This window comes from Halorubrum sp. Hd13 (genome assembly GCF_002252755.1).
Lineage (GTDB): Archaea > Halobacteriota > Halobacteria > Halobacteriales > Haloferacaceae > Halorubrum.
This window is the reverse complement of the sequence record NZ_NHOY01000071.1, coordinates 44091-59586: the sequence shown is the minus strand read 5'-3', so window position 1 is coordinate 59586 and position 15496 is coordinate 44091. Positions and strand designations below refer to the sequence as shown.

The 15496-nt window shown below is 70.3% G+C and carries 14 protein-coding genes and 1 tRNA gene; 10 read left to right on the top strand and 5 right to left on the bottom strand.

Annotation, left to right across the window (positions count from 1 at the left end; all coding sequences use genetic code 11):
* Nucleotides 1-67: 67 nt before the first annotated feature.
* Nucleotides 68-1015 (top strand): RsmB/NOP family class I SAM-dependent RNA methyltransferase, encoded by a 948-nt coding sequence (locus DJ81_RS09845; protein WP_094558380.1) that lies wholly within the window; start codon nt 68-70, stop codon nt 1013-1015.
* Nucleotides 1012-1572: a hypothetical protein gene (locus DJ81_RS09840; RefSeq protein ID WP_094522395.1), complete on the top strand. Its 561-nt coding sequence runs from the start codon at nt 1012-1014 to the stop codon at nt 1570-1572. Before DJ81_RS09845 ends, DJ81_RS09840 begins: the two co-directional genes overlap by 4 nt.
* A 97-nt stretch (nt 1573-1669) precedes the next feature.
* On the opposite strand, the gene DJ81_RS09835 is transcribed toward DJ81_RS09840, so the two are convergent.
* The 3 genes from DJ81_RS09835 to DJ81_RS09825 form a co-directional block, all read right to left on the bottom strand.
* Complete coding sequence (locus DJ81_RS09835; protein WP_241881481.1) at nt 1670-1927, bottom strand: hypothetical protein; 258 nt, start codon at nt 1925-1927, stop codon at nt 1670-1672.
* A gap of 13 nt (nt 1928-1940) precedes the next feature.
* Complete coding sequence (locus tag DJ81_RS09830) at nt 1941-2474, bottom strand: DoxX family protein (protein WP_094522393.1); 534 nt, start codon at nt 2472-2474, stop codon at nt 1941-1943.
* Nucleotides 2475-2558: 84 nt separating this feature from the next.
* Nucleotides 2559-4073 (bottom strand): DUF790 family protein, encoded by a 1515-nt coding sequence (locus tag DJ81_RS09825; protein ID WP_094589493.1) that lies wholly within the window; start codon nt 4071-4073, stop codon nt 2559-2561.
* A gap of 87 nt (nt 4074-4160) precedes the next feature.
* On the opposite strand from DJ81_RS09825, the gene DJ81_RS09820 reads away from it, so the two are divergent.
* The 5 genes from DJ81_RS09820 to DJ81_RS09800 all read left to right on the top strand — a co-directional run bounded on the left by DJ81_RS09820 (nt 4161) and on the right by DJ81_RS09800 (nt 11118).
* Nucleotides 4161-5909 (top strand): tRNA uridine(34) 5-carboxymethylaminomethyl modification radical SAM/GNAT enzyme Elp3, encoded by a 1749-nt coding sequence (locus tag DJ81_RS09820; protein ID WP_094522387.1) that lies wholly within the window; start codon nt 4161-4163, stop codon nt 5907-5909.
* A gap of 79 nt (nt 5910-5988) precedes the next feature.
* Nucleotides 5989-8181, top strand: a complete 2193-nt coding sequence (gene rqcH, locus DJ81_RS09815) for a ribosome rescue protein RqcH (protein WP_094522385.1) — start codon at nt 5989-5991, stop codon at nt 8179-8181.
* A gap of 47 nt (nt 8182-8228) precedes the next feature.
* Nucleotides 8229-8612, top strand: coding sequence for a DUF5820 family protein (locus DJ81_RS09810; RefSeq protein WP_094522384.1), 384 nt, complete (start codon nt 8229-8231; stop codon nt 8610-8612).
* A 147-nt stretch (nt 8613-8759) separates the two neighbouring features.
* A complete protein-coding gene (gene purF, locus DJ81_RS09805; protein WP_094522383.1) occupies nt 8760-10259 on the top strand; it encodes an amidophosphoribosyltransferase in 1500 nt (499 codons plus the stop codon).
* A gap of 109 nt (nt 10260-10368) precedes the next feature.
* A complete protein-coding gene (locus tag DJ81_RS09800) occupies nt 10369-11118 on the top strand; it encodes a halocyanin domain-containing protein (RefSeq protein WP_094589491.1) in 750 nt (249 codons plus the stop codon).
* Between the two features lie 15 nt (nt 11119-11133).
* On the opposite strand, the gene DJ81_RS09795 is transcribed toward DJ81_RS09800, so the two are convergent.
* Nucleotides 11134-11649, bottom strand: a complete 516-nt coding sequence (locus tag DJ81_RS09795; RefSeq protein ID WP_094589489.1) for a metal-dependent hydrolase — start codon at nt 11647-11649, stop codon at nt 11134-11136.
* Nucleotides 11650-11760: 111 nt separating this feature from the next.
* Nucleotides 11761-12321: a DUF420 domain-containing protein gene (locus tag DJ81_RS09790; RefSeq protein ID WP_094589487.1), complete on the bottom strand. Its 561-nt coding sequence runs from the start codon at nt 12319-12321 to the stop codon at nt 11761-11763.
* A 181-nt stretch (nt 12322-12502) separates the two neighbouring features.
* Here DJ81_RS09790 and DJ81_RS09785 point away from each other — a divergent pair.
* From DJ81_RS09785 to DJ81_RS09775, 3 genes are all read left to right on the top strand, one after another.
* Nucleotides 12503-12587, top strand: a tRNA-Leu gene (locus DJ81_RS09785).
* Between the two features lie 396 nt (nt 12588-12983).
* Nucleotides 12984-14867 (top strand): Glu-tRNA(Gln) amidotransferase subunit GatE, encoded by a 1884-nt coding sequence (gene gatE, locus DJ81_RS09780; RefSeq protein WP_094589485.1) that lies wholly within the window; start codon nt 12984-12986, stop codon nt 14865-14867.
* A gap of 101 nt (nt 14868-14968) precedes the next feature.
* Complete coding sequence (locus tag DJ81_RS09775; protein WP_094522378.1) at nt 14969-15490, top strand: phosphate-starvation-inducible PsiE family protein; 522 nt, start codon at nt 14969-14971, stop codon at nt 15488-15490.
* Nucleotides 15491-15496: the final 6 nt, after the last annotated feature.

Here is a 15496-nt window from a genome sequence, read left to right as displayed (position 1 = left end):
GGCGTGCGACTGCGTGGCCTCGCGCGCGTCCCGAAACCGACTAACGGGCCGCCGCGAAAGGGGTGGCATGAATCCGTTAGAGCGGTACGAGCCGCTCGTCGACGACGCGTCGGCGTTCCGCGCGGCCTGCGACCGGCCGCTGCCCTCCGTCGTCCGCGTGAACGAGATGGCGGCCTCGCCCGATCGGGTCCGCGAGGCGTTCGACGAAGCGGGCGTCGCGTACGAGCCCGTGGCGTGGCACGACGGCCTGCTCCGGCTTCCGGACGGGAACCCCGGCGGGAACTGGCCGTACGTCCACGGCTGGACCCACGGGCAAGAGGAGGTGTCGGTGCTCCCGGGGCTCGCGCTCGACCCGCGGCCGGGCGAGCGCGTCTGGGACGCCTGCGCGGCCCCCGGTAGCAAGACGACGCAGATCGCCGACGCGATGGACGACGAGGGCACGCTCGTCGCCAACGACAACAACCTCGGGCGGCTCTCCGCGCTCCGGCACAACGCGGAGCGCCTCGGGATCACGAACGCGATCGTCACGAATCAAGACGCCCGGAACTTCTCGACGAAGCCGCTCGCGTTCGACGAGTTCGATCGGGCCCTCGTCGACGCCCCCTGCTCCTGCGAGGGCACCTGCCGCAAGAACCCGGACGTCGTCGACCAGTGGACGCTCGACCACGTCCACGCCGTCGCGGGGATCCAGAAGGGGGTCTTGGCCCGGGCCGTGCAGGCGACCCGCCCCGGCGGGACCGTCGTCTACTCCACCTGCACGTTCGCGCCCGAGGAGAACGAGGCGGTGCTCGACCACGTCATCTCGAACGAGGACTGCGAGGTCGTCGAGTTCGACCTCCCGCTCGACGCGGTCCCCGGCGTCACCGAGTGGGAGGGCGAGACGTTCGACGAGTCGGTGACGCGCGCGCACCGCGTCTACCCCCATCACAACGACACGGGCGGGTTCTTCTGCGCGAAGCTTCGTGTGGGCGGGGATGACGAGGCGGGCGCGGGCGACGGGGAGGTGGCGGCGTGAGCGACGGCCCCGGATCCGTCGACGACGCGGACGGAGACGCCCCGACTAACGACGGCCAGCGCTTCGACCGCCTCCCGGAGACCCCCGACGACCGCGAGGTCGACGGGCGCGCGAGCCGGCGTGAGGTGCTCGACTGGTGGGACGAGCGGTTCGGGGTCGACCCGAGCGTCTTCGAGGGGTACAGCTTCTGGGAGAAGGGCGCGGGGAAGGTCTGGATCTTCAACGGCGAGGCGACCGACCCCAGCGAGGTGGAGGCGATCGGGATGACCTTCCTCCGGACGCGACAGGAGCACTGGAAGCCCACCGGGCGCGCGGCCACCCGGTTCGGCCGCCACGCGACGCGGAACGTCGTCGAACTGGGCCCCGAGCAGGCCGCCCGGTTCGCCGCCGGCGACGATCAGGACCTCCCGGAGTGGGACGGCGACTGGGGGTATCTGATCGCGACCCACGAGATAGCCGGCGGGTCGGCGCCGATCGGGGTTGGACTGTACCTCTACGACGAGCTGCGCTCCGTGGTACCCAAGGGGAGCCGCGCGGACCTGCCCGTCGTGGAGTGAGGGGTCCCCGTCGCGGAGCGAGGGGCCCCCGTCGGATTCGATAAAAACCGCCCGTCGGAGCGCGGCCCGCTGACGGCGCTCCACCGCGTCGAACGCCTCAGATCGACGTGTCCTTCGGCGGCTTGGTGGCGAGGTTGGTGATCCCGTACGTGGCCATCAGGATCAGGCCGAGCAGGATCGTGTACGACCGCACGCTGAGACTGATCAGCGTCTCGTGGACGACCTGCCCTTCCCCCGACACCGGGTGCGGGGCTCCCGCGATTATCTCGAGCAGCCCCATCCCGACCGTCCCGATCAGGAGCAGCGCTGCGCCGCCGTACAGTCCGACTCGTTCCACTGTGGTGAGTTCGCTCATTGTTGTCTCCGTGTTAGCCGATCAAGTACCGCATCCGCGGGTGGTTCCTGACGAACTCCGTCTTCGCGAGGTACGCGTCGACGCCGAGCACGCGGCCGGCGCCGAGCGTGGCGATCATCGCGAAGATCAGCAGCCCCAGGAGGTCGCCGGTGATCACGCCGTGGGCCCAGCCGCCGGTCTCGCCGTTGATGAAGTAGAAGAACGTCATCAGGAACGCGCCGAAGAACGCGGCCAGCCGCGTCAGCGCGCCGACGATTAAGCCGAGCCCGATCAGCGTCTGCCCGAGCGGGACCATGACGTTGACGAACGACAGCATGATTCCGTCGGAGAACAGCGTGACAATCGGAGCGAGGCTGGTCCCCGCCGCGGCGCCGCCCACGAACCAACTCGCGTCGAACGGCCAGGCTAAGAACTTGTCGAGCCCCGCGTGGAGGAACCACCAGCCGACGATCAGCCGCATCACGACGAGCCAGTAGGCGAACCGTGACTCCTCGACCGGGAACGATACGTCTCTACCGAGCAGCCGCGTCTGGATGTTGGTGACCATAGCGTGCTCCAACCGGACAATTACCTTACCGAAATATATAAAATCAGTCTCATTTTCAGCCCAGAGTAATCCGCGATCGGCGCTTTACTTCCTTCTCCGGACCGTTCCACCGCCGAGTCCCTCCCACTCGACTCGGTACCCGAGCGCGGAGAGGGTCGCGCTCGCGTCGTCGATACCGTACCCGTCGAACACCGCCTCCGCCTCCGTCAGCGGGGCCCCGTCCGCCACCTCGTCGCCGATCCGCTCTAAGACCGCCGGCCTGACCAGCGTCCGCCCCACGAGCTCGTGCTCCGGGAACGGGCCGTCCTCCACCGCCGCCACGCTCACCCCGTAGCGGTCGGCGAGGTCGGTCAGCGTGAGCACGTCGTCCTCGGGCTCGAACGAGTCCGGGAGATCGGCCGCCGCGTCCGCGACGAACTCGGCCTCGTACTCGCGGAGCACGTCGACGACCTCCTTCACGCGGACGGTGCCGGAGTAGGTCACGACGCGGTGGTCGCGCGCCGCGACCGCCTCGCCGACGCCGAGGCTCTCGTCGACCGCGACCAGCAGGTCCACGTCCTCGACGTCTGCGAGCTGGCCGAGCTTCTTCTCGACGTACTCGGGGGTCCAGAAGCCCATCACCTCGAAGAACAGCCGGAAGTCGGCGTGATCGTAGTCGAACGCGAAGTCGGGGATCATCACGCGCGTCCCCGTTTCGAGCGGTTCCGGCTCCCGCACGAGCGACCAGTCGAGGTCGAGCCCGCGGAACCGCCCGGCGAAGTCGGCCTCGACCCCGCTGTCGAACGACGGCTCCGCGACCGGCTCGACGCCCGGCACCGTCACGTCGCCGTCGGAGAGGCGCATGGTGCGCTCGCGGCCGCGGTCGTCGATCGTCGCCTCCAGCGACCACTCCGCGGACTCCGCGACGGTCCGGAGGAGCCGCGCGAAGGCGGTCCCGTATCGCCGGGTGCGCGAAAAGAGGGTGTCGGGGCCGGTGACGACGAGCTCCCGCCCCTCGGGCGTCTTCTCCAGCTCGTACATCAGCCGGAGCCGCTTCACCGCCGAGACGAGCCGCTTCGGGTCGTTCGACCGGATCCGGACCTCGGTCGCGTCGAAGAGGGCGGTCTGCGCCAGCGAGAGGTCGTACTGCTCCAACAGGGAGTCCGGCCCCCACCGCACGTCGGCGTCGACGAGGACCTCGTTGACGTCGCGGTCGGCGTAGAGCGACGCCTCCACGTCGCCCGGCTCGATCCCCAGCGCGTCGGCGGCTCGGTCGACCGCGGTCTCCCGCTCCGCCTCGCTCGCGACGCCGACCGCCTCCGCCGCCTCGAACGCGGCCCGCCGGACGCGGCGCGGCGGGACCGGCGCCCGCGTCTCGAAGTCGCACTCGCGCTCGATCAGGGCCGCGAGCCCGCGGACGAGCTTGAAGTCGCCGCCGGAGTCGCCGGCGTCGGCCTCCAGCGCCGCCAGCGCGTCGTCGAGGTCGCCGCGGCGCTCCCCGACGTGGGACTCGAACGTCCCGAGCACCCGGGCCGCGAGCGGGCGGTGCTCGCGACCCGTAAAGCGCGGGCGGTATCCACCGCCGGCCCGCGAGACGCGCAGGAGGTCCTTGCGTAACACGGCGGCGGCTACGCCCGGGTCGGCCTAAAACCGGCCGGTTCCCGCGGTGCGACACGCTTAACTCCGAAACCCGTCGATCGGAGCGTAATGAGTACCGACGCGGCGAGTGACGCGGACGCCGGCGGCGAGGGGGGTGACGACGGAGGCGGGAACTCCGACGGCGACGAGCCAGAGGCGTTCGTCCGCACCTGCGAACACCTCGTCGACCGGATCCTCGCGGGCGAGATCGACCGCGACGACCTCGAGTCCGCCAAGCTCGACGCCTGCTCGAAGTTCTCGTCCCCGAAGGTCCCGAAGAACACCGACATATTGGACCACGCGCCCTTCGAGGCGCGCGACGACGTGATCGAGGTGGTCCAGCGGAAGCCGGTCCGGACCGCGTCCGGCGTCTCGCCGGTCGCCATCATGACCTCGCCGAAGCTTTGCCCGCACGGGAAGTGCCTCTACTGCCCCGGCGGACCGGCCTCGGAGTTCTCCTCGGCGCAGTCGTACACGGGTCACGAGCCCGCCGCGGCCCGCGGAGAGCAGAACGATTACGACCCGTACGGGCAGGTCACGCTCCGGCTCGAACAGCTCCGGAAGATCGGTCACCCGGTCGACAAGGTGGAGCTCATCCTGATGGGCGGGACGATGACCGCGCGCTCGCACGACTACCAGGAGTGGTTCGTGAAGCGCGCCCTGCAGGCGATGAACGACTACGACCTGGACGAGGAGCCGGAGCCGGCCGAGGGCGAGTCGTTCGCGCCCGCTCCCGAGGAGACCGAGTTCGAGTACCTCGAAGACGTGATCGCGGAGAACGAGACGAACGCGATCCGCAACATCGGGACGACGTTCGAGACGAAGCCCGACTGGTGCGACCCCGAGCAGATCGACCGGATGCTCGACCTGGGCGGCACCAAAGTCGAGGTCGGCGTCCAGACCACCTACGAGCGGATCAACCGCGAGATGCACCGCGGGCACGGAAACGAGGCCTCCCGCAACGCGAACCGTCGCCTGCGCGACGCGGCGTTCAAGGTGGGGTTCCACATGATGCCCGGACAGCCGGGGATGACGCGGGAGATGTGTATCGAGGACTTCCGACAGATCTTCGAGAACCCGGACTGGCGCCCCGACTACCTGAAGATCTACCCGACGCTCGTCGTCGAGGGGACTCGGGTGTACGACCGGTGGCGCCGCGAGGAGTTCGACCCCCTCACGAACGAGGAGGCGGCCGACGTCGTCGCCGAGGCGATGGACCACGTCCCGAAGTACACCCGGCTCCAGCGCGTCCAGCGCGACATCCCCGCCGACTTCATCGAGGGCGGCGTCTGGAAGTCGAACCTCCGACAGCTGGCCGATCAGCGCGCCGAGGAGAAGGGGATCGTCCAGCGCGACATCCGCGCCCGCGAGGTCGGTCACAACGACGCCGACCCGGACCCCGACGACGTCGAACTCGACGTGATGACGTACGAGGCCGGCGGCGGGACGGAACACTTCATCTCCTTCGAGGACCCCGTCCGCGACCTGCTCGTCGGGTTCTGCCGCCTGCGGTTCCCCTCGTTCGCGCCCGACCAGCCCGGCGCGCCCGGCACCGAGGACGACGCGATCCGCCGGGAGCTGGAGGACGCGGCGCTGATCCGCGAGCTCCACGTGTACGGCACCGAGGTCGCCATCGGCGGCGACGGCGACTGGCAACACAAGGGGTACGGCACCAGGCTCCTCGAACGCGCCGAGGAGCTCGCCCGCGACGCCGGCTACCGCAAGATGGCCGTCATCTCCGGAATCGGCGCCCGGGAGTACTACCGGGACAAGCTCGGCTACCACCAGGACGGGCCGTACGTGTCGAAGCGGCTGTGAGGCCGACTCGGTCGGACTCGCTCGCCCGACCGCACCCACAACGACACGCCTTTTTCCGGCCCGCGAGTCTCTGTCGTGTATGGACCAGAAGCGGGAGCTGTCGAGCATCGACCTCGCGGCCCTCGTCACCGAGCTCAATCGGTACGAGGGCGCGAAGGTCGACAAGGCGTACCTCTACGACGACGACCTGCTCCGGCTGAAGCTGCGCGACTTCGACCGCGGCCGCGTCGAACTCATGATCGAGGTGGGCGACGTGAAGCGGGCCCACGTCGCCGACGCGGAGCACGTCGCCGACGCCCCCGGCCGCCCGCCGAACTTCGCGAAGATGCTGCGTAACCGCATGTCGGGCGCCGATTTCGCGGGCGTCGAGCAGTACGAGTTCGACCGGATCCTCACCTTCGAGTTCGAGCGCGAGGACGAGAACACGACGCTCGTCGCAGAGCTGTTCGGCCAGGGCAACGTCGCCGCCCTCGACGAGACCGGCGAGGTCGTCGGCTCGCTGTCGACGGTCCGGCTCAAGTCCCGGACGGTCGCGCCCGGCTCGCAGTACGAGTACCCCGCGTCGCGGCTCAACCCCCTCGACGTGAGCCTCGGCGGGTTTAAAAGGAACATGCGCGAGTCCGACAGCGACGTGGTGCGGACCCTCGCCACGCAGCTCAACCTCGGCGGGCTATACGCCGAGGAGGTGTGCACGCGCGCGGGCGTCGAGAAGGAGACGCCCATCGACGAGGCGACCGACGACCAGCTCCGCGCGCTCCACGAGGCGCTCGAACGGATCGGCGACCGGCTCCGCTCCGGCGACGTCGACCCGCGCGTGTACGAGGAGGAGCTGTCCGAAAGCGAGGCGGACGACCGCGACCCCCGCGTCGTCGACGTCACGCCGTTCCCCCTCTCGGAGCACGAGGGGCTCCCGAGCGTCGGCTTCGACTCGTTCAACGCCGCCGTCGACGAGTACTTCTACCGGCTCGACCGCGACGACACCGGCGAGGGCGAGGCCCCGGCGGACGCGAAGGCCTCCCGGCCGGACTTCGAGGAGGAGATCGCCAAACAGGAGCGGATCATCGAACAGCAGGAGGGGGCGATCGAGGGGTTCGAGGAACAGGCCGAGGCGGAGCGCGAGCGCGCCGAACTCCTGTACGCGAACTACGACCTCGTCGACGAGGTGCTCTCGACGGTTCAGGAGGCCCGCGAGAGCGAGGTCCCGTGGGACGAGATCGCCGAGACGCTCGACGCGGGCGCGGAGCGCGGGATCCCGGCGGCCGAGGCCGTGGTCGACGTCGACGGCGGCGAGGGGACCGTGACGGTCGAGCTCGAGGCCGGGAGCGACGACGGCGAGGGCGTCGACGCGGTCCGCGTCGAACTCGACGCGAGCGCCGGCGTCGAGGTCAACGCCGACCGGCTCTACCAGGAGGCGAAGCGGATCGAGGGGAAGAAGGAGGGCGCGATGGAGGCGATCGAGTCGACGCGCCGCGAGCTGGAGGCCGTCAAGGAGCGCAAGGCGGAGTGGGAGGCGGAGCAGGCGGCGGACGACGGGGACGGCGGAAGCGACGGCGACGAGGGAGACGACGACGAGGCGTACGAGACCGACTGGCTCTCGCGCGCCTCTATCCCGATCCGGAGCCCCGACGACTGGTACGACCGCTTCCGGTGGTTCCACACCTCGACCGGCTACCTCGTCATCGGCGGGCGCAACGCCGACCAGAACGAGGAGCTCGTCAAGAAGTACATGGGCAAACACGACCGGTTCTTCCACACGCAGGCGCACGGCGGGCCCGTGACCCTGCTGAAGGCCGCGGGGCCCTCCGAGTCCGCGGACCCGGTCGACTTCTCCGAGGAGACGCTGCGGGAGGTCGCGCAGTTCGCCGTCTCGTACTCCTCGGACTGGAAGGACGGTCGCGGCGCGGGCGACGCGTACATGGTCGAGCCGGATCAGGTATCGAAGACCCCAGAGAGCGGCGAGTACATCGAGAAGGGGAGCTTCGTGATCCGCGGCGACCGGACCTACTTCGAGGACGTCCCCTGCCGGATCGCCGTCGGCGTTCAGTGCGAACCCGTCACGCAGGCCATCGGCGGGCCGCCGTCGGCGATCGTCGACCGCGCGGCGACGAGCGTCACGCTGGAGCCGGGGATGTACGCCCAGAACGACGCCGCGATGATGGTGTACCGCGAGCTGAAGGGGCGGTTCGCGGACCAGTCGTTCGTCCGCAAGGTGGCGAGCGCGGACCAGCTTCAGGAGTTCCTCCCGCCGGGCGGCTCCGACATCGTCGACTAGGCGGACCGGAGCGCGATCCTTTCAAGCCTCCGCCTCCGACTCCGCCCATGAGCTTCGAGGCGCTGCCGGACGGCTGGCGGGTGTGGAACGAGGAGCCGAGCGGACGGGCGATCCTCGTCTACCGGCCCGACGTGTTCGACGGCGACGACCTCCCCGCGGAGTGCATGCCGACCATCTACCTCACGAACGGCGCGCGGACGGCCCGCCCCGGATCCGGCCAGTACGCGACCGACGAGTGGCACGTCGTGCTCTTCTTGGAGCCCGAGGTCGAGGCGGTCTCGGAGACCCGCGACGACCGCGAGTCGGGCGCGGCCGCGGCCGTCGCGGTCGCGGAGCGGTTCGCCGCCGGCGACGTCGACTACCGCGCCGCTTACCAGGTGCCGCGGGAGGCGTACTTCGAGCGATTAGACGAGCTGATCGAGGGGGAGTGAGCGCGACGTCGACGGGAGGTGAGCCGACCGGCCGGTCGGCGACTTCGGCGGACCCGATCCGCGTTTGTGCATATATACCCCGTCGTAAACCTCGATAGCACCACGAACACGAGGATTTTTATCGCCTCACGCCCCACCGTCGCGTACATGAACGCCGGTGGGGACCACACCGCTGACGAGCCGCGAGAGAAGTGCGGCGTCGTCGGCATCTCGCTCGCTGACCGCGAGGCCGCGCGGCCGCTGTACTACGCGCTGTACGCGCTCCAACATCGCGGGCAGGAGTCCGCTGGGATCGTCACGCACGACGGGTTCCAACAGCACAGCCACGTCGAGCGCGGGCTCGTCGGGGACGCGTTCGAGGAGGGGGACCTGGCGTCGCTGTCGGGCGGCACCGGCATCGGTCACGTCCGGTACCCGACCGCCGGGAGCCTCGACAAGAGCTGCGCACAGCCGTTCTCCGTCTCCTTCAAGTCCGGCTCGCTCGGGCTCTCGCACAACGGGAACCTCGTGAACGCCGACGAGGTGCGCGAGGAGCTCGCGGCGGCCGGCCACGCGTTCACCTCCGACGGCGACACCGAGGTGATCGCCCACGACCTCGCGCGCAACCTCTTGGAGGAGGACCTCGTGCGCGCCGTCAAACACACGATGAACCGCATCCACGGCTCCTACTCGCTGGCGATCACCCACGACGACACCGTCCTCGGCGTGCGCGACCCCCTCGGGAACCGTCCCCTGTGTCTGGGGAAAGTGGACGGCGGATACGTGCTCGCCAGCGAGTCGGCCGCCATCGACACCCTCGACGGGGAGCTGATCCGGGACGTGCGCCCGGGCGAACTCGTCGTCCTCGACCCCGACGGCGCGGGGTACGACACCTACCAGCTGGTCGAGCGCGAGTCGACCGCGCACTGCTTCTTCGAACACGTCTACTTCGCGCGCCCCGACTCGGTCATCGACGAGAACCTCGTGTACGAGGTCCGCCGCAAGCTCGGGCGGAAGCTCTGGGAGGAGTCCGGCGTCGAGGCCGACGTCGTGATGCCGGTCCCCGACTCCGGCCGGGCGTTCGCCTCCGGCTACGCCGACGCGGCCGGCGAGACGACCGCCGACGGCGAGGCCCGTCCGGAGAACGACGCCGGTATCGAGTTCGCCGAGGGGCTGATGAAGAACCGGTACGTCGGGCGCACGTTCATCATGCCGACGCAGGACGAGCGCGAGCGCGCGGTCCGGCTGAAGCTCAACCCGATCAAATCGACCGTGGAGGGGAAGTCGGTCACCATCATCGACGACTCCATCGTCCGGGGGACGACCTCGACGCAGCTGGTCGAGCTCGTCCGCGAAGCCGGCGCCGAGGAGGTCCACCTCCGGATCGGCGCGCCGGCGATCGTCGCGCCCTGTTACTTCGGGATCGATATGGCGACCCGCGAGGAGCTGATCGCCGCCGACGCCTCCACCGAGGAGATTCGACAGGAGGTCGGCGCCGACTCCCTCTCGTACCTCTCGATCGACGCCGTCTCCGAGGCGCTCGGCGAGAGCCGCGCGGACCTCTGTCTCGGCTGCGTCACCGGCGAGTACCCCTTCGACGTCGAGGGCGAGGAGAGCGACCGCGACCTCGACCCCGTCACGCCCGACCCGACGCCGGCGGACGACTGATCGGGCTCCGACCTCGGTTCCCGACGACTCGCCCCGTCGCCGCCTCCCGTTCTCACGTCGCGAGTCGGGAATCGGGAATTTAAATACGCCCACGCTGGGAGGTACAGGTATGACATCCGACGCCGACGACGCGACGATGAGCCGCCGCGGGCTGTTCAGGGTCGGCGCCGCAGGCGCCGCCGCCGCGACCGGCCTCGCCGCCGGTTCCGGGACCGCCGCCGCCCAGTACGGCGGCTGGCTCGACGACGTGGACAACTACGACGGGACGCACGACTACACCGGACAGGACGAGGTCACCGTCGACGTCGGCGCGGTCAACGGGCTCAGGTTCGGTCCGGCCGCGATCCTGATCGACCCCGGAACGACCGTCGTCTGGGAGTGGACCGGCGAGGGCGGCGCGCACAACGTCGTCGCCGAGGACGGGACGTTCGACAGCGGCGAGACCGTCAGCGAGGCGGGGACCACCTTCGAGTACACGTTCGACGACGCGTCCGACGGCGACACGTTCAACTACCTCTGCGTACCGCACGAGGCGGTCGGCATGAAGGGCTCCGTCGCGGTCGGCTCCGTCGACGACGACCTCGTCCAGCCCGACGCCGGCGGCGACGGTGGGAGCGGTGACGGCGGAGGCGGGGGAAGCGGTGGCGACGGAGGCGACGGAGGCGACGGCGGAAGCGGTGGCGACGGAGGCGACGGCGGAGGCGGTGGCGACGGAGGCGACGGCGACGACGGCGGGAGCGCCGGCCGCGTCCTCAGCGCGGGCGACATCGGCGCGCTCGCGCTCGGCTTCGGGTTCGCCGGTGCGCTGCTCGTCCCGCTCTTCTACGCGGCCCACCGGATGGCGAACGACGACGGGTAGGCGGCCGGACCGGTCTCACCGACCGCTTTCCCGGTCGGTGCCGACGGCGACCCGCGACCGCAACACCAGTGAGACGGCCGCCAGCCACAGCGCCGCTTCGAGGAAGAAGGAGGGGGTTCCGACGTAGAACAGCGCGAACTCGCCCGGCGGGATCGCGAGCGGGTCGGACCGCGTGAGGAGCGGCCACCCGAGGAACGCCGCGTCGCCCGGCCGCCCGTTCACGACCATGTGGAGCGCGTCGAGCGCGAGGTGAGAGCCCCAGCCGACCGCGACCGCGAGGCCGCGGCGCCTCGCGGCGACGGCGACGAGCGCGGCGAGCGGCACGAGCAGCGCGGAGTGGCCGACCGACTGGTAGACGTCGAAGACGCCGAGCGCGCCGAGCGGCTTGTCGACGACGTCCGGGAGCGCGGCGCCGGCGACGAGCCACCACACGGAGAGCGGCGGCGAACCGCCGAGGTACCGCCGGAGGCGCGGGTGTCCCGACAGCCACCCGAGGCCGGCGGCGACGAGGAGGTGAGTCGCGAACAGCACGACGGTTCGTACGGTTGACGGCGATATCAAGCTTCGTCGGAGCGGTCGGGGCGATCGGTGCGGCCGGTACGGTCGGAGCGCCCGGCTTCGCCGGTCGGCCCCGCGCCCGCCTCAGAACGCGTGGTACAGCATGACGTACACGCCGATCCCCATCGCGAAGGAGATCAGCCAGAGGACGGCGGCGACGAAGCCGACCTGCGCGTGACGCGTGTGGTACAGTTCCTCGTACGGGCGGGTCGCGGCGAGCAGGAGCGCGTAGAAGACGAACGGGATACAGGCGATCGCGAGCAGAATGTGTATCCCGAGGAACGGGAGGTAGAGGTAGGTGTAGACGACGTCGGGGCCGGGGAACTCGGTCGTGCCGACGTGGATCAGCCGGTAGAGGTACGCGCCGAGGAAGGCGGTGAAGAGGCCGAACGACGTCAGCATGAACGCGCGGTGTCGGCGCACCTCGCCGCGGGAGATGGCGCGCCAGCCGAGGACGATGGTGCCGATGGCCGTCGCCGAGACGGCGGCGTTGAAGTGCGGGATCGCGGCGAGGACGGCGTCGCTCGCGCGGGGCAGGAGGACGCTCGGTATCGCGCCGCCGACGGCGCCGAACACCACGGCCAGCGCCGCGACGGAGCTGAGTGCGGTCAAAAGCGGGACGTTCTCGCGGGCCCACTCGGACATGTCGGATCCGAGGGCCGCCACTCTCAAACCCGTGCCGGTTCCGGCGCGTCCGACCGGGGGCGTGTCCGACCCGGAATACGCTCGGCCCCGCCGCCCGGTGTCACTCTTCGACACGGCACTGCCGAATGGAAGGGCTTTTAATTGGGGGAAGGGTACGTGAGGACGCGATTGAACACCGCGAGCGTGGGTAGCCAAGCCAGGCCAACGGCGCAGCGTTGAGGGCGCTGTCCTGTAGAGGTCCGCCGGTTCAAATCCGGTCCCACGCATCGCTCGGCGGCACACCCGCCGCACCGATGCACGGTGTTGTCTCTACGACAGCATCCACGCACAATTCCTTTCGAACGTTACGCGACGAGCGACAGCTGTGATCGGAACGCTGTGATCGTGAACACCGCCGAAGCCCCAGCCGCGAGGACTCGCGACTGCCCCTTTGAGTCCCACCCGACCGCAGCCGCACAGCCCCTCGCGCCTCCCCAGCCTCGCCGCGGCCGCCGCCGGCGGCCGCGGGCTCCCTCGCGCGTGCTGACTCGCGGCCGCCGAGGGCGGCCGCTCACAGGCACGCGCCACCGCCCAGTCATTTATAAGGAACCTCGGTGGCCTCGATCCGCATCGCCCGCGCGAACTGCCACCCTTTTTGTTCCGGCCTGCCGGAGTACGGCGTAATGAGCGAGGACGCGACCCCCGAGTACGACCACGAGGAGCTGGGGCTCGTCGCCGGGCTGGAGATCCACCAGCAGCTCGACACGGAGACGAAGCTGTTCTGCGACTCCCCGACCGTCGAGCGCGACCCCGACGAGGCCGACCGCGAGATCGCCCGCCGGCTCCACCCGACGAAGAGCGAGCTCGGCGAGCTCGACGACGCCGCGATGGAGGAGAGCCGCGTCGACCGCGAGTTCACCTACCTCGCGTACGACACCACCTGCCTCGTCGAGGAGGACGACGAGCCGCCCCGGCGCGTCGACGGCGAGGCGCTCTCGGTCGCGCTCCAGATCGCCGACCTGCTCGACGTCTCGGTCGTCGACCAAGCGCACGTGATGCGGAAGCTCGTCATCGACGGGTCGAACACCTCGGGCTTCCAGCGCTCGATCCTGCTCGGCCAGAGCGGGGAGATCGAGACGAGCGAGGGGGCGGTGTCGATCGTCGACCTCATGCTGGAGGAGGAGTCGGCAAAGCGCGTCGAGGAGACTGACGACGGCGTCGTCTACTCGCTGGACCGCCTCGGCGTCCCGCTCGTCGAGATCGGTACCGGTCCGGACATCCGGAGCCCCGAGGGCGCCCGCGAGGCCGCCGAGCGCATCGGCATGCTGCTCCGGTCGACCGGCGCGGTCAAGCGCGGGCTCGGCACGATTCGGCAGGACGTCAACGTCTCCATCGCCGAGGGCGCCCGCGTCGAGGTGAAAGGCGTCCAGGACCTCCAGGGGATCGAGGACATCGTCCGCGGCGAGGTCGGCCGGCAGGCGGAGCTGCTCGCGATCCGCGACGAGCTCCGCGACCGCGACGCGAGCGTCGGCGACGTCTCGGACGCGACCGACGTCTTCGCCGAGACCGACTCCGGGGTCATCCGGGGCGCGCTCGACTCGGGCGGGAAGGTGACCGCGGTTCCGCTGTTCGGCTTCGACGGGCTCGTAGGGTGGGAAATCCAGCCGGACCGCCGGCTCGGGACCGAGCTCTCCGACCACGCGAAGCGACACGGGGCGGGCGGGATCTTCCACACCGACGAGCTGCCGGCGTACGGCGTGACCGAGGCCGAGGTCGAGTCCCTCCGCGAGGCGGTCGGCGCCGGGCCGGAGGACGCGGTCGCCATCGTCGCCGCCGACCCGGAGACCGCCGACCTCGCGATCGAGGCCGCCGCCGACCGGGCCGCCGTGGCGATCGAGGGCGTCCCCGAGGAGACCCGCGGCGCCAACGAGGACGGGACGACCCGCTACCTCCGTCCGCTTCCCGGCGCGGCTCGGATGTACCCCGAGACGGACGTGCCGCCGGTCGAGCCGGACCCGTCCGACGTCGACCGACCCGAGCTCCTCGACGAGAAGACCGACCGCTACGCCGAGGAGTTCGGACTCGATCGCGGGCTCGCCGAGCAGGTCGCCTTCGGGCGGCGCTTCCCGCTGTTCGAGACCGCGGTCGAGCGCGGCGTCGACCCCACCTTCGCGGCGTCGACGCTGGAGTCGACGACGACGGAGATCCGCCGCGAGGGGGCCCCGGTCGAGAACCTGACCGACGACCACTTCCTCGACTTATTCGCCCTCGTCGAGGGCGGCGACCTCGCGAAAGAGGGCGTGCCGGAGGTGCTGACGACGCTCGCCGAGAACCCGGACCTCACGGCCGCGGAGGCGGTCGAGGAGGCCGGACTCTCTGGGGTGAGCGAGGATGCGGTCCGCGAGGCGGTCGTCGACGTCGTCGAGCGCAACGCCGATCAGATCGAGGCGGAGGGGATGGGGGCGTTCTCGGGGCTGATGGGCGAGGCCATGGGCGCGCTCCGCGGCAAGGCCGACGGGGAGGTCGTCTCCGACGTGCTCCGCGAGGAGATCGGCAAGCGGTCGTAACGGTCCTCGGAATCCCTCCCGTTCCGCCCCCGATTCACACGTTGTCGCCCCTGTTCTTTACGTGTCGCGGGGCCTTGATTCGTACCTAGAGGGAACACCAGATGGACGATCCGCCACCGGGTCCCTCGGACGACCCGCCAGCGACAGACCGCACGCCCGAGCCGGCCGTCGCGAAGACGCGCGGCGACCGGGTCTCCGACGCGACGAACCGGTTCATCCACGGCGTCGAACTCGCCGCGGCGGCGCTGTTCGCCCTCCTGTTCGGGATCGGCGTGGTCGACCTCGCGATACAGATCGCCGAGTCAGTTCCCACCGGCGAGATCACCGACCCGAACACGGTCATCGGATTCATCGAGACCGGACTGCTGCTGCTCATCATCGTCGAGGTGTACGAGACGGTCGTCGCCTACATCGAACAGAGCGACACCCGTCGGATCGTCAGGCTGGTGATCTACACTGGCGTCATCGCGATGGTCCGGAAAGTGATCATCTTCCGGACCACCGAGTACCCATCGACGCAGGACGCGCTCTTCGCCGCGTTCGCGTACACGCTGGTGATACTCGGACTGGTAGCGCTACTGTTCGTCGAGCGGTCGGTCGGGTCCTCCCTGTCGCCGGAGTGAGGTCGG